Source organism: Stenotrophomonas aracearum (genome assembly GCF_031834615.1).
Classification (GTDB): domain Bacteria; phylum Pseudomonadota; class Gammaproteobacteria; order Xanthomonadales; family Xanthomonadaceae; genus Stenotrophomonas; species Stenotrophomonas aracearum.
Genome location: NZ_CP115543.1, coordinates 3,352,086 through 3,374,444 on the forward strand (window position 1 = coordinate 3,352,086; position 22,359 = coordinate 3,374,444).

A 22,359-nucleotide genomic window follows, 5' to 3' on the forward strand; every position below is an offset into this window, starting at 1 on the left:
CCATCCCGCCCGCTTCAGCCGGACGGCGGGTACAGCGGCGGCAACGGAGTATTCGACGCGGCCGGCGCCGGCTGCCAGTGCGGTCCGTCATGGAAGGCACGGCGCAGCGCCTGCCGGGCCTGGCCCGCATCGCCGCCATCGGCACTCCAGCGCGCGGCCTGCAGGTCCTGCAGGGCCTGCCGCTGGGCCGGGTCGGCCAGCTGCGCCAGCACCGCCTCCAGGCCACCCCGGATCCCGCCCATCGCCGCCAGCAGCGCGACGATGTCATCCAGTCCGTCCTGATCCAGCGCGCGGCGCAGCTCGGCGCGCGAGGGCCGGCCGGCGGTCGGTGCGGCCTCGGCGAGCGGACCGCCGCCCACGGCCGCAGGCGCGCGGCGGCGGCGCCATGCCCAAGCCAGGGTCAGCAGCCACAGCGCGGCGAAGCCCACGGCTGCAGCGATCCAGCCCCACGGCGGACCGCCCGGGGCGCTGCCGCCCAGGGCGACGCTGTCGCCCGTGGGCGCCGTGGCTCCGGGCAGCGCCGAGGTGGTGTCCAGCGCCACCGGCGCCGGCGCGGTGCCCGGCGCGCCTTCGGCCACGGTCACGCGCAGGTCGGGCAGCGTGGCGGTGCGTGCCTGCCCGGCGCGCACGTCCCACCAGCCCATGCGCGGGCCGGGAATGGCCAGGGTGCCGGGCTGGCGCGGCACCACCGAGTAGCGCCGGGTCAGGGTCAGGCGCGGGGTGCCGCCATTGAAGGTCTCGTCGTACTGCGGCGGCTCGGCGAACACCTGCGCGGCGGGGCCGACATCCAGCGGCGGCAGTTCCGGGAACTGCGCGCGGGTGGCGCCTTCGGCGACCGCTTCGACCACCACGGTGACCGCTTCACCGGCGCGCCCGTGGGTGGGCGCGGCGGTGTAGCGCAGGCGCAGGTCGTGCAGGGGCAGCCACGGCTGCGGCGCCGCGTCCGGTTGCGCGCGGACCTGCAGGGTGCGGTCGGGCGCGTTGGCGCGCAGCCGGCCGTCACCGCCGAACAGGTCATCGAAGAAGCCGCCGGCACTACGCCCTTCGAAGCGCGCGCCCTTCAGCACCAGCGGGCCGCTACGCTCGGGAATCAGCAGGTAGCGGCGCTCCACCACGTTGTAACGACGGCCGTTGACCTCGCGGACCAGGCTGCGGTCTTCGCCCACCCGCTGCAGCGAGGCGCCTTCCGGCGCGTCGAACCCCAGCTCGCCCGACAGCAGCTGCGAGGCGTAATACAGACGCACCACCACGCCCACGCTCTGCTGCACGTAGGGGTTGGCGTCGTCCACTTCGGTTTCGACGAAGGCCTTGGCATTGCCCGGCACCGCGGCCGATGCGCCGCTGCTGGCCGACACCGTCAGCGGTATCGGCGCGGTCAGCACGTTGCCGACCCGCAATGACGGAATGGTCAGCACGCCGCTGCGGCGCGGCGTGAGCGCCACACCATACAGAGAGCGCGACTGCATCGCGCCATTGCTCCATTGCACCTGGCGGCTGCTGGTCTGGCCACTCAGTTCGAAATCGGCCTGCAGCGGCGTGTAATCGGGCGCGCCACCGTCGGACTCGATGTTGAGGGTGACCGTTTCGGTGTCGCTGATCGCATCACGGTCCAGCCAGGCCCGGGTCTGCGCGTTGGCCACGCCGCTCACGCACAGCAGCAGCCAGACGCAGGCGCGCCACCCGAGCCGCGTGGAGGTTGCTGGGTTCATGGTCCTTCCCGTTTCCTGCGTTCGTTTTCCAGTTGGAACTTGGCCCGCAGCAGGCTGCCCGGATCATCCGGCACCCGCCGCATCCAGGCCTCCACGGCCTGGCGCTGCTCGCGCTGCTGCGGCGTTTCGTTGGCCTGTGCGCGCTGCGCCGGGGTCTGGTCGGCCTTGCCCTGCTGGCGCTGCATCGCCTCGTCCATGCGCTGGCGCTGCGCGGCGTCGGCGCGCGCCTGCTCGGCCGGGTCCGGTTTGCCGGGCTCGTTTTTCTGCTGTGCGTTGCCCTGCCCGGTCTGCGGCTGGCCCTGGTCGCCCTGCTTGCCCGGGTCCTGCTTCTGCTGCTGCGGGCTCTGCTGGTTCTTGTTCTGTTGGTTCTGCGGGTTCTGTTGGTTCTTCTGGTTCTGCTGCTGGCCCCCACCCTGCGGCGGCTTGCGCTTGCGCGCGGCGTCCACGGCAGCACGGTTGGCCACCGCATCGGGCATGCCCGGGCGCTGGCGCAGCGCATCGTCGTAGGCGGCGATGGCGGCGTCGTACTGGCCCTGGCGTGCCAGCGCGTTGCCCAGGTTGTAGTGCGCTTCGGGCCCCTCGATGCCTTCGAACTGCTGCTGGGCAGCCGCGAAGTCACCGCGACGATAGGCATCGACGCCGGCGGCAATCCGCTGCTGGTCGCGCTGGTCGTCGCGCTGCCACAGCGAGCGTTCGGCCGCGTGCACGGGCGCCGGCGCGGCCAGCGGCAGCAGCACGCACAGCAGTGCAACGGCGGCGAGGCCACGACGCCGGAAGGCCCACAGCGACAGCAGCATCAACGGCGGCAGCAGCCAGAAGCCTTCATCGCGCCAGGCCATGCCTTCGCCCTGCCGGCTCTGGCCTTCGCCGGCGCTGCTGCGCGGGGTGAGCACGCCGAGCGCACGCAGGTCGCCGTCGTCGTTGGCCACGGCGGCGTAGTGGCCGCCGCCGGCATCGGCCAGCGCACGCAGGCTGCCCGGTTCCAGCTGGGCGCGTTCGATCCGTCCGTCGCTGCTGCGGTAGGCGGCGCCGGACGGCGTGCCCAGCCCCAGCACCGAGACCTGGAAGCCCTGCGCACGTGCAGACGCGGCGGCGGCACGTGCCGCGTCGTCGGCGCGGTCGGTCAGCAGCAGGATGTCGCCGCCCTTGGCGCCGGACTGCTGCAACAACAGCACGGCCGCTTCGATGGCGCGGTCGGCGCGCTGGCCATCGCGCGGCATCACGTCCGGCGCGAGGGCGTCCAGATACAAGGCCACATTGGCGCGGTCGCCGGTCAACGGCGCCACCGTATACGCGTCATCGGCATACGCCAGCAGGGCCAGCTCGCCGCCGCTGCGCTCGCGCAGCAGGGTGGCCAGCTTGGCCCGTGCCTGCAGCAGGCGCGACGGCGGCAGATCGGTGGCAGTGACCCGCGAGGACAGGTCCAGCGCCACCACCAGCGGGGCCGGCGCCTGCCACAACGGCTGCGGCAGCTGCCGCCAGCCCGGGCCGGCCAGCGCCAGCACGGCCAGCGTCCAGCCGAGCAGCAACAGCAGCAGGCCGCCCCATGCGCGCCGGCCGCCGGCGACCAGCAGGTGCGGCAGCAGGTGCGCGTCGACGTTGTGCCGCCATACGCTGCTGCGACGCCGGCGCCAGTGCCAGAGCAGCGCGATCAGCGGCAGCGCGGCCAGCGCCCACAGTGCCTCGGGGCGTGCCAGGTGCAGCGGTACATTCATCAGGTTCATGCCCAGCGCCTTGGCAGCAGCCAGGCCAGTGCGCCCAGCAGCATCGCCAGCGCCAGCGGCCACCCGTAACGCTCGATGCGCGGGCGCACCGCGGCACCGGCGGCGGTGATGGGTTCCAAGCGGTCCAGCTCAGCATAGATGCCGGCCAGTTCGTCGGTGTTGCGTGCACGGAAGGCGCGCCCGCCGGTGAGCTCGGCAATGCGGCGCAGGGTGGCTTCGTCGACCGGATCCTCCCCTGCCGCGATCTGCACGCCGAACAGGCTCATGCCGCCGTCGCCACCGAACGCCACCGGGTACACCCGCACGCCTTCGGCCTTGGCCAGCTCGGCCGCACGCAGCGGCGGCAGCACCCCGGCATTGCTCACTCCGTCGGTGAGCAGGATCAGCACGCGCTGGCCTTCGGGCTGCTCGCGCAGGCGCTTGACCGCCAGCGCGATGGCGTCGCCGATCGCGGTATCGCGGCCGGCCAGGCCGACCTCGCTGTCGGTGAGCTGGTTGCGCACGGTGGTCAGGTCGGCGGTGATCGGGGTGAGCGTGTAGGCGCGCTCGCCGAAGATGAGCAGGCCGACCCGGTCGCCGGCGCGGCGGTCCAGGAAGTCGGCCAGCACGGCCTTGGCGGCGGACAGGCGCGGCACGATCTGGTTGCCCAGGGACATGTCCGGCTCGCTCATGCTGCCGGAGACGTCGACCGCGAGCATCATCTGCCGGCCCTGCTGCGGCGGTGCGATCGGTTCGCCCAGCTGTTGCGGTCGGGCCAGCGCCACGCACAGGCAGGCCCAGGCCAGCCACGGCAGCAGCCGGCCGATGCGCCAGGCGGCTGCGCCGTGGGCCTGGCCCAGGTCGGCCAGCGCACCGGCGGCATACGGCACGCGCAGCGCGGGCCCGGCGGCCGCGCTACGCGGCCACCAGCGCATCAGCCACGGCAACGGCAGCGCCAGCAGCGCCCATGGCCAGGCCAGGTCGTCCAGCCACGGCAACAGCGAGACCAGGCTCTGCGGCATCATCGTGCGCGCCCGCTGATCAAGGTCAGGAAGCGCGCCCGCGCCAGGCTGCGCAGCCGGTCCACCTCGTCGGGGGCCAACGTGGGGCGGTAGGCGCCGTCCAGCAGCAGGCGTCCGTCGCCGTCGGAGAATGCACGGCTGCCGGGGGCATCGAGGAATTCCAGCCAGGCCTGGCCCTGCAGCAGCTCGGCACCGGCCTGCCGACGGCGCGCGGCACGGCGCAGCAGCTCGGCGATGGCCGCCACCTGGGCGGTGCCCGGCGCGGCGCCCTCGACGGTGGTGTCGAACAGCTGCAGCCAGCGCCGCTCGCGACGGCGACGCAGCGCGCGCCAGGCCCACAGCGCCAGCACGATGAGGGCCAGCACGCCCAGCACCAGCCACCAGCCCAGCGGCAGCGGCCACCACGATGGATACGGGGGCAGGTGCACGTCGCGCAGCGGCAGCGAGGTAGCCGTGCTCATGCCACTACCGCCGACGGCAGCGGGCCCAGCCAGCAGTCGCTGGCGTCGTCGGTACTCACCACGTGCACCTGGATGCGGCGCGCACCGAGGCTGCGCTGCAGCGCTTCGAGCGGTTCAACGAAGCGCGCATGCCAGTGCGCGCGCACGGCGCTGTCGTGCAGGTCGAGCACCACCGGGCGTCCCTGCGACAGGAACGGCAGCACGGCGTCGGGCGGCGCCAGTTCGAGCGGGTCGGCCAGCAGCATCAGCTGCACTTCGTGATGCATGGCCAGTGCGGTCCAGCGCGGAATGTCGATGGCGGCCGCGCGTGCAGGATCGGCCAGCACCACCACCCGGGCGCCGGGTCGAAGCACGCGCGCGGCCTGCTGCAGTGCGCTGTCCAGGCCGGCGTCGTCGGCGGGCGGCGCCGCATACCAGCGGGTCAAGGCGTCGAGCACGCGCAGCACGCCACGGGTGCCACCGGCGGGTGCGATCGGCGCTTCGCTGCGGCTGCCGCGCAGGGCGCTGAGGCGGTCGCCCTGGCGTTGTGCCAGCCATGCCGCGACCGCGCCGACGCGGGCGGCCTGCACCGATTTGAAGCGCACGCGGGTGCCGAAGTACAGCACCGGGTCGGTGTCGGCCACCAGCAGGGTCAGGCGTTCGCGTTCGGCTTGGAACAGCTTGGTGTGGGCACGGCCGGTGCGCGCGGTCACCCGCCAGTCGATGTGGCGGGCGTCGTCACCGGGTACGTACTCGCGCGACTCTGCGTATTCCATGCCGCGCCCACGCATCGGCGACGGCGCCTGGCCGGCGTGGGCCAGGCGTCCACGCCGCGCCGGTGCGAGCCGGTGCGCGCTGCCGCGCAGCGCCACCAGCTCGGCCAGGCTCGGCTGCACGCCATCGCCTGCCAGCGCGGTGGCCGGGGTGTGGTCGGGACCGTGCATGACGGGCTCAGGGCACCGGCACGCGGGCCAGCAGTTCGGCCACCAGGCGTTCGCCGTCCCAGCCTTCGGCGGTGGCTTCGTAGCTGGGCAGCACGCGGTGGCGCAGCACATCGGGCGCCACGCTGCGCACATCGTCGGGGGTGACGAAGTCGCGGCCGGCCAGCCAGGCGCGGGCACGCGCGCAGCGCTCCAGCGCGATCGAGCCGCGCGGGCTTGCCCCCCAGGCGATGCGACGCGCCAGCGCCGGGTCGTAGCGTGCCGGGTCGCGGGTGGCCAGCACCAGTTCGATCAGGTAGCGCTCCAGTGCGGGCGCCATGTGCAGCGAGAGGATCGCGCGGCGTGCGGCGAACACATCGTCCAGCGGCATCCGCGACGGGACGGGGGCAGGCGTGCCCAAGGCGTCGCGGGCGCGCTCGCGCGCCAGCCGCAGGATCTCGGCTTCGGCGGTGGAATCGGGGTAGCCGATCCGGACGTGCATCAGGAAACGGTCCAGCTGCGCTTCGGGCAGCGGGAAGGTGCCCTCCTGCTCGATCGGGTTCTGGGTGGCCATCACCAGGAACAGCTTGGGCAGCGCGTAGGTGTGCCGGCCGACGGTGACCTGGCGTTCGCCCATCGCCTCCAGCAGTGCCGATTGCACCTTGGCCGGGGCGCGGTTGATTTCATCGGCGAGCAGGATCGGGTGGAAGATCGGGCCGGGGACGAACTCGAAGCGGCCTTCCTGCGGGCGCCAGATCTCGGTGCCGGTCAGGTCGGCCGGGAGCAGGTCGGGGGTGAACTGGACGCGGGAGAAATCGGCCTCCAACCGCGCCGCGAGGGCGCGGATGGCGGTGGTCTTGGCCAGGCCGGGCGCGCCTTCGACCAGCAGGTGGCCGTCGGCCAGCAGCGCGGTCAGCAGGCGTTCGACCAGCGCGTCCTGACCGACGATCTCGGCCGAGAGCGCCGTGCGCAGTGCGCGGAAGCCGTCGTGCAGGCGGTCGTACTCCGGGGTCGGGGCAACGGGCGTGGGGTCGGGTGCGGGCATGGGGGGTGGCAGGTTCATGGGTCCATCTGACCACGCGACAGGCGTAAGGTTCCGCACCCATGATGGCAGGCCCGGCCCGGCTGCGGGATCAAGATTGCCTGAACGCGAAAAGGGCCGCACGGTGGCGGCCCTTTCGCTGTACTCCGGTGGCAGGACTCAGTTGGTCTTGGCCACGCGCAGCACCTTCGGGGTGACGAAGACCAGCAGTTCGGCCTTGTCCTTGTTGCGGCTGCGCTTCTTGAACAGGTTGCCGAGGAACGGCACGTCGCCCAGGAACGGCACCTTGTTGACGCTGTTGCGGTCGGTGAACTCGTACACGCCACCGATCACGACGGTCTGGCCATCGTCGACCAGCACCGCGGTGTTGACTTCACGGCGGTTGATCGTCGGCACCTGGCCGTAGCCTTCCAGCACAATGTAGCTTTCGACTTCATCCTTCTTGACCGACATGTTCAGGAACACGCGGTTGTCGTTTGTGATGGTCGGGGTGACCTTCAGTTCCAGCAGCACTTCCTTGAACTGCACGTTCGGGGTCGCTGCCTGGCCGCCGGTACCACCGGTGATGGTGACGTAGCCGATTTCCTTACCCTGCTTGATCACCGCTTCGCGCTGGTTGGTGGTGACCACGCGCGGGTTGGAGATCACCTCACCACGCGATTCCTGCTGCATGGCCGAGAGCTCCACGTCCAGCAGGTAGCCGGCGTTGAGGATCGACAGTGCCAGCGAACCCGGATTGAGGGTGCTTGCGACCGGCAGGTTCCAGTTCAGGCCACCGGTGTTGATGGTGCGCGGCGGGCGCACCGGCACGGGACCGGTACCGCCACCTGCCGCCCACTCGTTCAGCGCTTCCTGGTACTCGGTGGCGTTTTCGCCGTCGCTGGTGATGTTGCTGTGGTTGGTGGTGGTGTTGCCGCTGAAGTACACGTTGTCGCGGCTGCCGGTGATGCCGAACTTGGCACCCAGTTCACGCGCGAAGGTGTCGGTGGCGATCACGATGCGGCTTTCGATCAGCACCTGGTCGACCGGGCGGTCGATCACGCTGATCAGCTCGCGCATGCGCGCGACCTTCTTCGGGATGTCGCTGATCATCAGCGTATTGGTACGTTCGTCGGCCACCAGGCGACCGCGCGAGGACAGGAAGCCGCTGTCTTCCTGCGACGTGCTGCCACCACCGCCACCACCGCCACCGCCGCTGCTGCCGCCGATGCCCTTGGCTTCGGTCAGCGCTTTGAAGATCTGCGCGGCGTTGTGATAGTTGATCTGGACGTATTCGGTGACGAGGTCCACGCGCTGGTCGATGGCGATGCGCGCGTCTTCCTTGTCCTGCTCGAACTTGGCCAGCTCCGGCTGCGGCGCGACCCAGATCACGCCGCCTTCGCGACGCTTGTCCAGGCCCTTGGCACGCAGCACGATGTCCAGTGCCTGGTCCCACGGCACGTTGACCAGACGCAGGGTGACGTTGCCGGCGACGCTGTCGGAGGCCACGATGTTCAGGTTGGACTCTTCGGCGATCAACTGCAGCACGGTGCGCACCGGCACGTCCTGGAAGTTGAAGGTCACCGGCTTGCCGCTGTACCCGCGCTGGGCAACCGCCGCAGCCGCCTGGGTCACCGTGGTCGCGGTGATCGCACCGGTGGCAGGAGCGCTCTTGCGCGGGCTGATCTCGACCACGTACTCGTTGCCGGTCTGGTAGGCCAGCGACTCGAACGCGGTGCTGGTGTTGAGCACCAGCTGGGTACCGCCGCCATACGGCTTCGGGTCGATGCGCTGCACCGGGGTGGCGAAATCGACGACGTTGATCGACTTCTGCAGGGTGTCCGGCAGGGTCGCGTTGCCGATGTCGACCACGACGCTGTTGCCCTGGGTGCGAAGGTCCGGGTTGGCGCCGGCACCGTCGAACTGCAGGATCAGGCGGCCGCTGCCGTCTTCACCGCGCTTGAAGTCGATCTTGGACACCGCCAGCGAAGCCGGTGCGACGGCCGGCGTGGCGCCGGCCCCCTGGGTGGTTGCCGCTGCGGCCGGCGTGGCCGCCAGCAGCGTGCCATTGGCCACCATGAGCGCGACTCCCAGCGCGCACAGGTGGATCAGCTTCGGGCGCCGGACGGAGCGCTGCAGCATGGCGTTGGAAAAGGTCATCGTGCTATCCCCATAATCATTCATTGATCTTCAAGCGCGATCGATGCAGGCCGTTCCAGCCAGCCGCCCGCGCCATCCGGCACCAGTTCAATCAGTTCGATCCGGTCTTCGAAGACCCCGGTCACGCGACCATCGCTCTGCCCCATGTAGACACCCGGACGCACCCGATAGGTGACCTTGTCCGGTGCCATCACCAGCGCGACCAGTCCGCCACCATTGCCGATCGAACCGACCATGTCCAAGGCGTCCAGCGGGAAGGCTTCCAGCGGCTCCTTGCGGCGGTTCGGATCCGGGCGCAGTCCCGAGCCACCGGCCTGGGGGTTGGCCCAGGCGTCGGTGAACGGGTCACGCATGCCCTGTGCGGAGTACTCGAAGGTCTCGAACTGCTGCATGACCGGCAGCGGTTCGAGCGGCGGTGCCGGACGTGCACGCACGTCGGCGGTCCACTTTTCCAGGTTGGGCGCATCGCCGGGCGTGCTGGTGATGCTGCGTGCGCAGCCTGCCAGCAGGACCAGCATCAGCAGGCCACAGAGCCGTGCGGTACGGGCAAGGTTCATGGCTTGCCTCCGTTCGCAGCGGCGGTCTGGGCAGCGGCTTTTTCCTGCGCTTCCATTTCCACGTCGTCCAGGTACCGGTAGGTCTTGACCGTACCGGACAGCTCCAGCGCGCCACTGCGTGCGGTGATGCCGGTCTTGGGGTCCTTGGGCTTGAGGTTGATGTCGTGCATGGTCAGGATGACCACGCGCGGCAGCGAGGCCACGCCGCTGACGAAGGCACCGAACTGGTGGTAGCTGCCCACCATGCGCAGGGCGATCGGCTTCTCGGCGTAGAACTCCTTGGGCACTTCCTCACCGGGCTGGAACAGCTCGTTGACCAGGCCGCTGGACAACGCGGTCTGCGAGATGTCGATGATCAGGTCCGGCATTTCGGTCTTGCTGGGCAGCTGGCGCAGCATCTGCTGCAGCACCTGCTCCATCTGGGCCAGCTGCTGTTTCAGCGGCTCCAGGTTGACCGCGCGGCCCTGTTCCTTCTCGAAGTCCGCGCGCAGGCCGACTTCGGTGCGTTCCAGGGTCTCAAGCTCTTCGCGCTTGCCGCTGATGAGGACGAACCAGGCCAGGACGATGATCAGCAGCGACAGCAGCGCGCAGAAGACGATCTTGGCCTGCTGCGGCCAGCTGCCGATGTTGTTGAAGTCCAGGTCCTTCATGTTGACTTTCTTGCTCATGCGGCCCCCTTCTGCGGCGCGCTGGACGCCGCCGGTTGCGTGGCCGGGGCAGGAACGATGCGGCTGCCAGCGGGTGCCGGTGCGGCCGGCGCCTGCGTCGGTGCATCAGCAGGTGCCGGAGCGGTGCCCGGTGCCGGGGCCAGCGGTGCCACGGCCGGCGCGGTGGCCGGTGCGGCATTCGGGTCAGCACCCGGCGTGACCGCGCTGCCGTCCGGCGCCAGGCCGTCGACCGCTTCGCTCTGTGCCGGCAGCGTCACCTTGACCACGAACACGTACGGCAGTGCCGAGATGTCCGCGACCGGGCCCACCACCTTGTCCTTCTCTTCTTCCGGCTTGCGGGCTTCGATCACCGACAGTTCCGGCTTGGTCATCCAGCCCGAGCTTTCCAGGTTGCGCATGTAGGCACTGACCCGGGCGTTGGACTGGGTACGGCCTTCCAGGGTCAGGATGTCGCCTTCCTGCTTCAGCGCGGTCAGCACCAGCCCATCGGGGATGGTCCGGACCAGCGCGTCGAACAGGTGCACCATCTGCGAACGCTTGGCCTGCAGCTGTTCGATCACCTTCTTGCGGGCCAGCAGGCGATCGCGCTGGCGGTCCAGTCGGTCGATCTCCTTGTTCTGCTCCTTGACCTTGGCGATCTCGGTCTGCAGGAACGTGTTGCGATCTTCCTGGCCGCTGATCTGGCGGTCGTAGTAGAACCAGATCAGCGCCGACAGCACGACGCCGGCGATGGCGGCGAAGCCCAGCATGGTCATGAACTCGCGCTGGCGTTGCTTGCGCCGTTCGGCGCGCCAGGGCAATAGATTGATTCTTGCCATCAGTCGAAGCTCCTCAGCGCCAGCCCGGTGGCAATCATCAGCGCCGGGGCGTCCTGGGCCAGGGCATGTGCCTGCACCTTCGGGCCCAGCGTCATCTGCGCCAGCGGGTTGGCCACCACGGTCGCCACGCCCAACTGCTCTTCCACCATTTCCGGAAGACCGGCCAGCGCCGCGCAACCGCCGGCCAGCACGATGTGGTCGACCCGGTTGAACTCGCTGCCTGCGTAGAAGAACTGCAGCAGGCGGCTGATCTGCTGGACCGTGGCTTCCTTGAACGGCTCGAGTACTTCCATCTCGTAGCTTTCCGGCAGCCCGCCCTGGCGCTTGGCCAGGCCGGCTTCCTCGTAGGTCAGGCCGTAGCGGCGCATGACCTCGTCGGTCAGCTGCTTGCCGCCGAACACCTGCTCACGGCTGTACAGGCTGCGCCCGCCGCGAAGCACGTTCAGGGTGGTCATGGTGGCGCCGATGTCGACCAGCGCGACCACGCCATCGCTGGCGATCGGCAGTTCGCTGGCAACCAGGGCGAAGGCGTTTTCGACCGCGAAGGCCTCCACGTCCATCACCCGGGCGGTCAGGCCACCGAGTTCCAGCGCCGACTGGCGCAGCTCCACGTTCTCCGAGCGCGAGGCCGCCAACAGCACCTGGACCATTTCCGGGTTGTTGGGGATCGCTCCGAGCACCTCGAAGTCGAGGTTCACTTCCTCGATCGGGTACGGGATGTAGTTGACCGCTTCGAGCTCGACCTGGGCTTCCATGTCGTTCTCGTCCAGGTCGGCCGGCATCGGGATGAGCTTGGTGATGACCGCAGAGCCGGCCACGGCCGCGGCGGCATGCCGGGCCTTGGTACCGGAACGGTTCACCGCGCGGCGGATGGCCTCACCCACGGCCTCCACTTCCACGATGTTCTTTTCCACCACCGCATTCGGCGGAAGTGGTTCCACAGCGTAATGTTCCACACGGAAACGATTGCCACTGCGGGAAAGCTGCAGAAGCTTTACTGCAGTCGAACTGATGTCGACGCCGATGAGCGGCGACTGGCTTTTTGGGATAAGCCCCACGGTTTCTCCCCTGCCGACGGGCACTTGAACGCATAACCTGCGTCCGCGCATTAATAACGTTTTTTTTGCAAATGGCAACAGCCAACGTCCAAAACGCGCAACAGCGCACGCTTTGCCCGTCCCCTGACGGTCACCGAAATGCTCTCCCCGGGAACAACCCCAGCCGTTCCCTTGCGTAATCTATACTCTGCGGCCACGAAATTCGCAATCGGAATCTGTCACTGATGACTCGTCTTCGACGCTGGCTGCGCTGGATGCTGGTGGTTTTCCTGGTCCTGGCCCTGATCGGCGCAGCGGTCGCCGGCGGCCTGTACTACGCCATTTCCGCGCGGCTGCCGGACGTCCAGACCCTGCGCGACATCGAGATGCAGGAGCCGATGTACGTCTATGCGGCCGACGGCCAGCTGATGGCGGTGTTCGGCGAGTCCAGGCGGACCCCGATCACCATGAAGCAGGTCCCCGAGCGCCTCAAGCAGGCCTTCCTGGCCACCGAGGACGCCCGCTTCTATGAGCACGGCGGGGTGGACTACAAGGGCATCGCCCGCGCGGTCTGGCTGCTGGCCACCACCAACGACAAGCGGGTCCCCGGCGGGTCGACCATCACCCAGCAGGTGGCCCGGCAGTTCTTCCTGAGCTCGGAGTACAGCTACACGCGCAAGCTGGCCGAGATCCTGCTGGCGCGCAAGATCGAGCAGGAACTGAGCAAGGACGAGATCTTCGAGCTGTACCTGAACAAGAGCTTCTTCGGCAACCGCGCCTACGGCGTGGCCGCGGCGGCCCAGTTCTACTACGGCAAGACCCTGGCCGAGCTGGACCTGGACGAGATGGCCTCGCTGGCCGGCATCCCCAAGTTCCCCTCCAGCGGCAACCCGATCAGCAACCCCGAGCGCGCCCGCGAACGCCGCGACTTCTATGTGCTGCAGCGCATGGCCAACCTGGGCTTCATCAGCCAGGCCGAGGCCGACGCGGCCAAGGCGGTGCCGATGCACGCGACCGCGCATGAGCCGCCGGTGCAGGTCGACGCCCCGTACGTGGCCGAGCTGGTCCGCCAGGAAATGATCGCCCGTTTCGGCGGGGACGTGCTCAACAAGGGCTACCACGTCACCACCGCCATCAACGCCGAGATGCAGGCGGCGGCGAACCTGGCGGTGCGCGACGGCCTGCTGCAGTACGACCACCGGCATGGCTGGCACGGCGTGGAGCAGCAGGTCGCACTGGGCGCGGGCGACGATGCGGCGGCGCTGGCGGCCCATCTGCGCGGGATCAGCGCCCAGTCCGGGCTGCTGCCGGCCATCGTGGCCTCCACCGGCGCCGACGGCAGCGCCACGGTGGTGCTGGCCAACCGCACCGAGGTGGTGCTGCCGGCCTCGGCGGCCAAGTGGACTAACAAGACCCCGGGCAAGCTGGTCCAGCGTGGCGACATCGTGCGCGTGCGCACCGGCGAGAAGGAAGGCCAGTGGCTGCTGGACCAGATTCCGCGCGGCCAGTCCGCGCTGGTCTCGCTGGACGCCCAGAGCGGTGCGCTGAAGGCGCTGGTGGGCGGTTTCAGCTTCTCCGGCAACAAGTTCAACCGCGCCACCCAGGCGCGCCGCCAGCCGGGGTCGAGCTTCAAGCCGTTCATCTACGCGGCCGCCTTCGACAAGGGCTTCAATCCGGCCTCGATCGTGCTGGACGCCCCGGTGGTGTTCCGCGACCGCCGCGGCAAGACCTGGCAGCCGCAGAACGACGGCGGCGGCTTCCGCGGGCCGATGCGCCTGCGCGAGGCGCTGGTGCAGTCGCGCAACCTGGTGTCGGTACGCCTGCTCGATGGCATGGGCGTGGAGTACGCACGCAAGTACATCAGCGAGTTCGGCTTCGCCGAGGCCGAGCTGCCGCCGAACCTGTCGATGTCGCTGGGCACCGCGTCGCTGACCCCGCTGTCGGTGGCACGCGGCTATGCGGTGTTCGCCAACGGCGGTTCGCGCGTGGATACCTGGCTGATCGACCAGGTCAGCGACCGCGACGGCAACCTGGTCTTCAAGGAAAACCCGGCCCGGGCCTGCCGCGAGTGCGTCGGCACCAGCGGCGGCGCGCCGGTCAGCCAGGTGGTGGACGGCTTCAACTTCGGCGCGGCCGCCGCGCCGACCCCGGCCGGTGCGCCCGCACCCGAGCAGGCCGCCGCGCCGGTGGTGCCGGTCGACCCCAACGCCCGCACTGCGCCGCGGGCGATCGATGCGCGCACCGCCTACCAGCTGGTCTCGATGATGCGCGACGTGGTCCAGCGCGGTACCGGCACCGCGGCCAAGGTGCTCGGCCGCGAGGACGTGGGCGGCAAGACCGGCTCCACCAACGACCACCGCGATGCCTGGTTCTCCGGTTTCGGTGGCCCGTACGTCACCACCGTGTGGGTGGGCCGCGACGACTTCCGTTCGCTGGGCTACCGCGAATACGGCGGCCGTGCGGCACTGCCGATCTGGATCGACTACATGCGGGTGGCGATGAAGGACACCCCGGTGGCGCAGAACGAGCCGCCGACGGGCATGGTGCAGGCCACGCTCAACGGCGCTACCGAATGGGTCAAGGTGGAGGACATGGAGAAGCTCGCCGAGTACGACTTCAACACCCAGACCCAGCAGGCTGACGACGCAGCGTTCGACATTTTCTGAGATCGCCCGGATCAGGACACGCACGGCGTGTCCTGATCGTCACACGATGCGTGTAGAGTCGATCCCAGGTCGTAAAGGGGAGATCCGCTCATGCATCGTGCACGACAGCATGCCGAGAGCCAGACCCGCGAACGCCGCCACCGGCTTGCCCACGAGGCAGCCCGGTTGATGGCCGAAGGCGGAATCCGCGACTACCACCAGGCCAAACTGAAGGCCGCCGGGCGCCTGGGCATCCATGACGATGCCTCGCTGCCGCGCAATACCGAGATCGAAGACGCCCTGCGCGAATACCAGCGCCTGTTCGCCGGTGCCGGGCATGGCACGCAGCTGCGCCAGCGCCGCGAGGCCGGGCTGCGTGCGCTGGAGTTCCTGCACGGTTTCGCGCCGCGCCTGTGCGGCCCGGTGCTGGACGGCACCGCCGACGCCAACAGCCCCGTGCAGCTGCAGGTGCACAGCGACGATGCCGATGCCGTGCAGCGCTTCCTGGAAGAACACCGGATCCCGGCCGAGTCGCGCATGCGGCGGCTGCGCCTGGACCGCGAACGCACGCTGGATGCGCCGGTGTGGGTTTTCAGCGCCGAAGGGCTGACCTTCGACGTGGCGGTACTGCCCTACGACGCACTGCGCCAACCGCCGCTGTCGAGCATCGACGAGAAGCCGATGCGGCGCGCGTCGGCCGCGCAGCTGCGCACCCTGCTGGCCGAGGACGAGATCAGGGGCTACCTCGACAGCCCCTGAGACCTCCGCGCGCGCCTACCACCCGATGCCCACGCCCACCGCCACGGTGCTCTCGCCGCCCTGGCTGAAGGCGCCGTTGAGGCTGAAGGTGGTGGTGGCGCGCCGGTCCAGCACGCGCTGGTAGCCCACTGCGAGCGCGGACTCGCCATCGGCATGGCCGACGCCCGCGCCGAGCCGGTTCCAGGTAGGCAGCCCGGCGGTGTTCATTGCCATCGCCGCCTGTGCGCTGCCCATCGCCGCCATGCGGTTCATGCGCCGGTCGATGCGGTCGAAGCGGCGGTCGACGCCGGCCATCGCCTGGTCGGTGTAGGCGTTGGCTCGCTGCACCGCGTCGTCCACGGCACGGGTGTCGACCGGCGGCAGGGGCGCCTGGGCCTGCTGCGCGCCGCGCGCCCCAGCCTCGGCTGGAGCTGCGGCGGGCGCGGGCGCAGGCGCATCCGCTGCGAACGCTCCCTCGCGGTCTGCATCCGCAGTCGCCTCCACGGACGCCGTCAGCATGGGCGCCGCCTCCACGTCTGCACTGCCCTGCCCGTCACTGCCCTGCTGCGCGGCCAGCGCGCTGACCTGCTGGTCGATCCCGCCCATCCGGTCATGCGCGGCGCTCACCGCATAGTCGAGCGCATCCAGCGCGCTGGAGACCGTGCCGTGATACCGACCCTGCACCGCAAAGCGCAGGCCGCGCACGCCGCCTTCGGCGTTGACGCCGGTGCCGATCACCCCCGCCAGCTCCGAGAGCTGCCGCAGCGATACCACATCGTCGGGGGCGATGCCGGGCATCGCATTGGTGATCCGCCGGCGGATGCCCTGCCCGCCCACCGACACTTCGAACGGTCGCTGCACGATCGAGCCGAAGCCCAGTGCCACGCTGTCGTGGGCGCCTTCCCAGACTTGCGTGGAGGCGCCGATCGCCATGCCATTCTCGGCCAGCACGCGCGAGCGCGAGCCGAGTGCGAAGCCGTCGTGCGCCCCTTCCAGGATGATCGCGGCACGCCCGAGCGCCACCGAATTGCTGCCGCGCGCGGTGGCATAACTGCCGATCGCGGTCGAACCCGAAGCCTCTGCGCGGGCGTCGCTGCCCAGTGCGGTGCTCAAGTGCCCGGCATAGGCGGGGAAACTCTCGTCGTCGGCACCGACCCGCGCATACAACTGGGTGTACTCCAGCGCCGCGACCCGCTTTTCGGTGGCATACAGCTGCGTTCCGTTGACCGCGTGGCGGCTGTCGGGGCCCACATCGCCCTCGCCAAGGGCGATCAGGCGTGCGCCACGCAGGTGCACGGTGGCGTCCTTGTCGAAGCGCACTACATCGCTCAGGTCGGGCACCACCGGCACCACCGCCTGCACGCTGTCGCGCAGCAGGTCGATGTCGCGTCGGTTGCGGGCGATCCGCTGGCCATTGTCGTTGACCTGCCAGAGCGCGTCGGACCATCCCGGCGGCAGCACGCTTTCGGCCGGCGTTGGCGGCGCCGGTGCCGGGCACTGGATCACGCGCTCGCGTACGTGGTCGCGGCCGAACACCCCGGCCACGCCGACCCCGACCCCCAGCCCGCCGGCAAACGACAGCGCGCGCGCAGACGCAGGCGCGTCGTCGTCGCGCACCTCCACGCCGGCCGGGCTGGATACGAGCGGCGGCGTGGCCGCGACGGCCCCCGGCAGCGCCACGATCAGCGCGGCGGCAAGGCGGGCGCGGCGGCGCCGGGAAAGTGCGTGTTCAAGACGGTACATGGTGGTTCCCTTCAAGGCAGCAGGACCTGCTGGTGTTCGCGATAACCGTCGCGGCTGAGCCGGTAGTCCACGCGCAGCCGCGCGCCGGCTGCCGGCTGGAAAGGCAGCGCCAGCGCAGCGCCGGGATAGACGCTGCGCTCGATGTCATGGGTGGTGCAGGCGCCGGCGACGCACTGTTCGATGCGGCGGATGCCCAGCCGCAACGTGCCGCGGTTGTGCAGGGCACCGTCGAGCAGCTGCATCGCGACGCGTCCGTCTGCGGGCAGCACGTTGACCAGCACGCCCCACACCAGGCTGACCCCGATGGTGGCGCTGGCAGTGGGCCCCACCTCCGCCGATGCGTCCGGGTCTTCGCCGCGCACCCCTTCGAAGTACACCCGGAACGCGGTTTCCTCGGCCACCGGCGCCAGCGCGATCGCCCGCACCAGGCGGCTGCCGCCGCCGGCCAGCGCGAACATGCCCGGCGTGACCGCAAGCGCGGCAGCATCGCCGGGCGGTTCGTCGACCTCGTGTTCGGCGTCGCCCGCCGGGTCGACCACGCGCTTGACCGTGGCGCGGACGTACTGGGTGCGCGGCGACTGGGCATGCACGCGGATGCTGGTGGTGCGCCCGCTGTCGACGTGCACGCGCATGGGGTGCACGTCCAGGTTGGCCGACACCGGAGCGGCGAACAGCAAGAAAAGAAGCAGGAAAACAGTACGGTGCAGGCGCATGGGAGGTCTCGACGGGAATCAGGGGCGACGGGTCGGCAGGCGCATTTCCAGGCTCAGCTCGCCCTGGTAACGGCCATCGCGCTTGTCCGCAGCGGGAAACGGCGGGGTCAGGAAGGTCAGCGGCGTAGGCACGCAGTGCACGGCCTGCTCCATGCCCGGCAGCAGCACCGGCCGCAGCTCGGCGCTGTCGATCCCGTCCAGTACGGTGTGCTCGTCATGCGCCAGGTCGATGCGCCGGCCCGCGTGCAGCAGGTGCAGGCGGTAATCGATCCGCTCATGCGCGGCGCGCCCGCCACGCTGATGCCAGACCGAGAAATAACCGTGCGGTCGTCCCGGCGCTTCGGGGCCGCCGTCACGCGCGACCAGTACCAGCTGGCTGCTGAGCGAGCCCAGGCCGTCGTACAGGCACATGTCCAGCACCCCTTCCCCGCCGACGCTGGCTGGCAGCGGCCGGCTGCGCCTCTGCAGCTGCAGGTCCATCGGCGCGACCGAGGCGCCATGTTCGGGAAAGTGGATCGCGGCACGCTCGGGATCGGTGACGGTCACCTCCAGCACGAACACATGCCGACCCAGCACCGCGCCGCCCAGGCCGCTGCGCACGTCCAGGTGCAGCTCGGCCTGCCAGCGCCCGGCCACCAGCAGCGCGATGTCCCGCGCCGCCACTTCCAGCGTGGCGGCCGTGCCGGCGGGCTCAACGTGGCACTCGCGGGTGGCCGAGGTCCACAGCGGGTACTCCGACTTGTCCCAGTAGTCGTTGCTGCAGGCGCGCTCCCATTCAACCCGCTCCAGCCAGCCGATGACGGCGATGTCGCGGCGCTGGCCACTGCGCTGTTCGTGGAACTCCAGCTGGATCGGGCTGCGCCCGGTCGGGCCTTCGCCGCTGTCGGTGCGCGGGCAGCGGCCGCGCGCCGGCGTGTCCGTGCAGGTCACATGGATCCGTCCGTGCCCGTGGTCCACTTCCTGGAAACCGAGCACGGTGCGCGGCGCCCACAGCTGCAGCGGCTGCGGCGCGGCCCGGTCGAATGCGTGGTGATGCGTGGTGACGGTGGTTCCCGGGGTCGGCAGGGTCACCGGCGGACGCTGCGCGGCGGCCGGCTTTGCCAGCAGCAGCGATGCCAGGACGGCCACGGCCAGCCGATACACCGTGCGGCTCACGGACGACCCAGTGCGATCGGCGCGGCCGCATCGAGCAGCTGCTGGACCCGCGGCTGCTGGCTGATGTGCTCGGGCAGCGCGTCGCGCTCCAGCGGCGCGCAGGCCAGCGGCCCGACCAGCAGGACCACGCTGCGCTGTTCGCGCACCTGCAACGGGCACTGCAGCAGCTGTTGCCGCCGCAGCAGGTACAGCACCGCTTCGCGCTGCGGGAACTCGGCGATGAAGCCGCCGTCGTCCCCCAGCGGCGCCGCAGCCGCATTGAGGATGCGCGCGCCCGCCAGTGCGCTGCCAGCGGCATCGCGTGCGCTGCCGATGTAGGTGTAGGTGGCTTCGACCCCGACCGGCAGCGCGATCACCCGGCCCGGCAGCAGGAACGGCTGGTGCGCGGTGCCCGGGCGGGTCACGCGCACGCCGGCGTCCTGCACCGCGTGGGCGACATCGTGCACGTCCACGCGGTGGCGCTGGTAGCCGCTCAACGGCAGCAGGCGGCGTTGCCCGAAGCGAAGGATCTGGCGTCCCTGCGCGCCGGCCTGCACTTCGGCGGCGGCGCCCTCCAGGGTCGGCAGGTCGGCTGCGGCGACGCTCACCGCCGCCCCGGCATCGGCGCCGTTGGCGCTACCCCAGAACAGGCCGCGCCGCGACAGGGCCAGCGCCGAGCCATGGCTGAGGCTGTAGGCGGTGGCCGTGGCGTGCGCCTGACGGTAATGCGACAGCACCGCGCCGGTATGCCCGAGCGGGGTGTACGCGCGCAGCGCGAGCAGCGCGTCGACAGCACCGCGGTCGTCGACCTCGAGTTCGGCGCCGGCTTCGCGTGCGCTGCCATCCTGCTCCTGCCGCCACGACTGGGCCAGCACCAGCGCGCGCTCCGGTTCGCCCTGGCGCGGCTGCCGCGCTTCGATGCCGAACCGGCGCAGCACGCTGCTGCCGGCGGCGTGCTGCAGCCGCGACACGCTCACGCCGAACTGCGCGCCCTGGTCATGGCGCGCGCCGGCCTGGTGCCAGGCGCCGAGCCGGGCGCTGACGCTCATGCCGCGCCACTGCCGGGTCAGGCTGTAGTTCACCTGCACGCTGCGGGTGCGCTCGGCGATGCGCGCGAAGCCGGAGCGCACGGGCGCCGCGCTGCGCCGCCGGGTGTGGCCGAAATACAGGCTGCCGCCGGCCAGCGGCAGGCTCAATGAGGCGCTCAGGGCATCGGCACAGCCGAGCCGGTCATGGCAGCGCGCACCACGCATGCGCTGGCGGTACAGGTTCCAGGACGCGCGGTTGCGCACGCTCAGCTGTTGCTGGCTGCCACGGCTGCCGTCGCTGCCGGCGATGGCGCCGATCTCGGCCTGCAGGTCATGCGTGCGCAGGCGGTGCCGGGTACCGGTGCGCAGTTCGGCGTAGCTGTCGTCGCCGATCCGGGCGACGCCCACGCTGGCCCCGGACTGTCGCGCCAGTGGCAGGCGCAGTCCGGCCTGGAGTGCGCGCTGCCCGCTCGCGGGGTCGCGGCCCTGCGCACGCTGCCGGCCGCCCTGGACGAACCACTGCAGGCCGGGTTCGCCCCAGTCCTGGCCGCGCGAGAACGGCTGGATCTCACTGCGCACCAGCCGGCCGTCCTCATGGATGCGCAGGGTGACCTCGTAGCTGCCGGGCGGAAACTGGCGGGTGTCCAGGTCGGTGACGCCGGCAGGCAGGTAGAAGGTCTGCAGCAGGCGCTCGCCATCGAAGGCGTCCACGCGCGCCGGTCGGGACAGCAGCACGGCAAGCGGCGCGGCGCCCGGATCGGCGTCGACATCGACATAGGCCTGGGTAGTGCCCACGCGCACGCCGTCGAAACGTTCCAGCGGCAGCAGGCCCAGCCCGAACTGGCCCCCCTGGCTGCTGGCCAGGTTGCGGCGGTCCATGCGCCCCAGCTGCAGGTAATGGCGCCGGGCCAGGTCATGCCGGTAATACAGGTCGTCGAGCTGGAAGCGGTCGCGCGTGGGTTGACCGGGCCATCCCTGCCGCGCGTAGTTCCAGCTGCCCCCAAGGTGCCCGCTGCGCAGCACGCCGAGCGCGGCACTGCCATGCGCGTTCAGCGCATGGTCGCGGCCGCCGCCGCTGAGGGTCAGGCTCTGCTGGTGCAGCAGCGCGTTTTCGGCGTGCTCGCTGAGGCGGTGCAGGCCATCGTCGGCCGACGCCTCGCGCGGTAGCCAGCGCAGCGCGGGGAACAGCAGCAGGGCGCCGTCGCTTTCGTCGAAGATGGCATGCACGCGATGGGGATCCTCGGACGGGGCGCGCCAGCCGCATCCGGGCTGCGGCCGGGCGTGGACGCAGGCGAGATGGCTGTCGCGCGGCAGCGGGGTCGACAGCGCGGGCAGCAGGGTCTGCTGGGCGGAGCGGGACAGGCCCAGCGCGGCCAGGACCTGCGCGGGGTCTTCGAACTGGATGTGGTCGAGCGTGACCCAGGCGGGCCACAGGCCGGCCGAGCGACCGAACGCGCGTACCTCGAGACGTTCGCGCTGGCCACTGACCAGGTCTTCGAAACCGGCCGGCACCGGGCTCGCCTGCGCCGCCATCGGGGCAAGCACGAGCGCCACCGCCAGCCGGACCAGGGCGGAAGCAGGAATTCGCATGGCGGAAGCGCCGGCACCGACCGCGCGGGCGCGGTGCCGGCATGCAGGTCAGAGGCTGCTGGCCCTCTGCGCCAGTACCAGGCTGACCGGGCCGTCATACAGGCCGGCCGCGGCGATCGGACCCGGCGTGGCCTGGGCGACGGTCAGCGGCATTTCGATGGAGGCACCGGGAATGGCGCCGAGGAACAGCTGGTCGGCAGTGAAGGCGATGGGCGCAACGCCCAGTTCGCGACCATTGAGGCTGACCGCCAGCGGGATGTTGGTGGCACCGGCGGCGGTCACCTTGGGCATCAGCACGGCCGGCTCGGCCAGGCGCACGTCGACATCCATGCTGGTGTCGTTGGAGAACACGCGCACCCGTTCGCTCCAGCTGCCCAGCCCCTGCCCTGCGCGATAGGGCATCTGCACGGCGTCGGGCAGCACGCTGCCATCGGCCTTGAGCAGCGACAGGGTCGGGTCGACGTTGGCCCAGACGGTGATGTGCGCTTCGGCGGCGTGGACGGACAGTGCGGCGGTAGACAGCGCCAGGCCCAGCGCGGCCTGTTTCAGAGTGCGGTACATGAGGTTCTCTCCCTTGATGGATGTGCACCTCGCATGAGGTTGTCGACCAAGGTAGGCAGTGCGCTGCGCTGTCCACACGCAAGCATTCTTAAAGCCGGCGCAGCGCTGCTCGATCTGCGACAGCGCGCGCGATACCGCTGCATTTCAAGCGT

The 22,359-nt window shown here is 70.6% G+C and carries 18 protein-coding genes; 2 read left to right on the plus strand and 16 right to left on the minus strand.

Features of this window, described 5'->3' with window-relative positions; genetic code table 11:
* Positions 1 to 14: 14 nt before the first annotated feature.
* From PDM28_RS15150 to PDM28_RS15200, 11 genes are all read right to left on the minus strand, one after another.
* Entirely contained in the window at positions 15 to 1,709 is a 1,695-nt protein-coding gene (locus PDM28_RS15150; protein WP_311182683.1) for a BatD family protein, read from the minus strand.
* On the minus strand, positions 1,706 to 3,433 hold the full coding sequence (locus PDM28_RS15155; RefSeq protein ID WP_311182684.1) for a VWA domain-containing protein: 1,728 nt from the start codon (positions 3,431 to 3,433) through the stop codon (positions 1,706 to 1,708). The genes PDM28_RS15150 and PDM28_RS15155 overlap by 4 nt, the downstream gene beginning before the upstream one ends.
* Positions 3,430 to 4,434, minus strand: a complete 1,005-nt coding sequence (locus PDM28_RS15160; protein ID WP_425507671.1) for a vWA domain-containing protein — start codon at positions 4,432 to 4,434, stop codon at positions 3,430 to 3,432. The genes PDM28_RS15155 and PDM28_RS15160 overlap by 4 nt, the downstream gene beginning before the upstream one ends.
* Positions 4,434 to 4,895, minus strand: coding sequence for a DUF4381 domain-containing protein (locus PDM28_RS15165; RefSeq protein WP_311182686.1), 462 nt, complete (start codon positions 4,893 to 4,895; stop codon positions 4,434 to 4,436). The genes PDM28_RS15160 and PDM28_RS15165 overlap by 1 nt, the downstream gene beginning before the upstream one ends.
* Positions 4,892 to 5,818: a DUF58 domain-containing protein gene (locus PDM28_RS15170; protein ID WP_311182687.1), complete on the minus strand. Its 927-nt coding sequence runs from the start codon at positions 5,816 to 5,818 to the stop codon at positions 4,892 to 4,894. The genes PDM28_RS15165 and PDM28_RS15170 overlap by 4 nt, the downstream gene beginning before the upstream one ends.
* A gap of 7 nt (positions 5,819 to 5,825) precedes the next feature.
* Positions 5,826 to 6,857, minus strand: coding sequence for an AAA family ATPase (locus PDM28_RS15175; RefSeq protein ID WP_311182688.1), 1,032 nt, complete (start codon positions 6,855 to 6,857; stop codon positions 5,826 to 5,828).
* 138 nt (positions 6,858 to 6,995) lie between these two features.
* Complete coding sequence (locus PDM28_RS15180) at positions 6,996 to 8,975, minus strand: type IV pilus secretin PilQ (protein WP_311182689.1); 1,980 nt, start codon at positions 8,973 to 8,975, stop codon at positions 6,996 to 6,998.
* A 20-nt stretch (positions 8,976 to 8,995) separates the two neighbouring features.
* Entirely contained in the window at positions 8,996 to 9,493 is a 498-nt protein-coding gene (locus PDM28_RS15185; protein WP_425507672.1) for a pilus assembly protein PilP, read from the minus strand.
* Positions 9,494 to 9,528: 35 nt separating this feature from the next.
* Positions 9,529 to 10,200, minus strand: a complete 672-nt coding sequence (locus PDM28_RS15190) for a type IV pilus inner membrane component PilO (protein ID WP_070207394.1) — start codon at positions 10,198 to 10,200, stop codon at positions 9,529 to 9,531.
* The gene (locus tag PDM28_RS15195) at positions 10,197 to 11,018 is read right to left on the minus strand and encodes a PilN domain-containing protein (protein WP_311182691.1); all 822 of its coding nucleotides are present in this window, start codon (positions 11,016 to 11,018) and stop codon (positions 10,197 to 10,199) included. The genes PDM28_RS15190 and PDM28_RS15195 overlap by 4 nt, the downstream gene beginning before the upstream one ends.
* Complete coding sequence (locus PDM28_RS15200) at positions 11,018 to 12,076, minus strand: pilus assembly protein PilM (protein ID WP_038686523.1); 1,059 nt, start codon at positions 12,074 to 12,076, stop codon at positions 11,018 to 11,020. Before PDM28_RS15200 ends, PDM28_RS15195 begins: the two co-directional genes overlap by 1 nt.
* Before the next feature lie 224 nt (positions 12,077 to 12,300).
* On the opposite strand from PDM28_RS15200, the gene PDM28_RS15205 reads away from it, so the two are divergent.
* Together PDM28_RS15205 and PDM28_RS15210 are read left to right on the plus strand one after the other, a co-directional pair.
* A complete protein-coding gene (locus PDM28_RS15205; RefSeq protein ID WP_311182692.1) occupies positions 12,301 to 14,721 on the plus strand; it encodes a penicillin-binding protein 1A in 2,421 nt (806 codons plus the stop codon).
* 90 nt (positions 14,722 to 14,811) lie between these two features.
* Positions 14,812 to 15,459, plus strand: coding sequence for a hypothetical protein (locus PDM28_RS15210; protein WP_311182693.1), 648 nt, complete (start codon positions 14,812 to 14,814; stop codon positions 15,457 to 15,459).
* 15 nt (positions 15,460 to 15,474) lie between these two features.
* Here PDM28_RS15210 and PDM28_RS15215 read toward each other — a convergent pair whose 3' ends face one another.
* Genes PDM28_RS15215 through PDM28_RS15235 form a run of 5 tightly spaced genes read right to left on the minus strand, consistent with a single transcriptional unit; the run spans position 15,475 to position 22,207 of the window.
* Positions 15,475 to 17,181 carry a YadA-like family protein gene (locus PDM28_RS15215; RefSeq protein ID WP_311182694.1) on the minus strand — a complete coding sequence of 569 codons (1,707 nt, stop codon included), beginning with the start codon at positions 17,179 to 17,181 and terminating at the stop codon, positions 15,475 to 15,477.
* An 11-nt stretch (positions 17,182 to 17,192) separates the two neighbouring features.
* Positions 17,193 to 17,894 (minus strand): pilus assembly protein, encoded by a 702-nt coding sequence (locus PDM28_RS15220; protein WP_311182695.1) that lies wholly within the window; start codon positions 17,892 to 17,894, stop codon positions 17,193 to 17,195.
* Positions 17,895 to 17,912: 18 nt separating this feature from the next.
* Positions 17,913 to 19,049 (minus strand): CfaE/CblD family pilus tip adhesin, encoded by a 1,137-nt coding sequence (locus PDM28_RS15225; RefSeq protein ID WP_311182696.1) that lies wholly within the window; start codon positions 19,047 to 19,049, stop codon positions 17,913 to 17,915.
* Entirely contained in the window at positions 19,046 to 21,646 is a 2,601-nt protein-coding gene (locus PDM28_RS15230) for a CS1-pili formation C-terminal domain-containing protein (RefSeq protein WP_311182697.1), read from the minus strand. The genes PDM28_RS15225 and PDM28_RS15230 overlap by 4 nt, the downstream gene beginning before the upstream one ends.
* A gap of 48 nt (positions 21,647 to 21,694) precedes the next feature.
* On the minus strand, positions 21,695 to 22,207 hold the full coding sequence (locus PDM28_RS15235) for a CS1 type fimbrial major subunit (RefSeq protein ID WP_311182698.1): 513 nt from the start codon (positions 22,205 to 22,207) through the stop codon (positions 21,695 to 21,697).
* Positions 22,208 to 22,359: the final 152 nt, after the last annotated feature.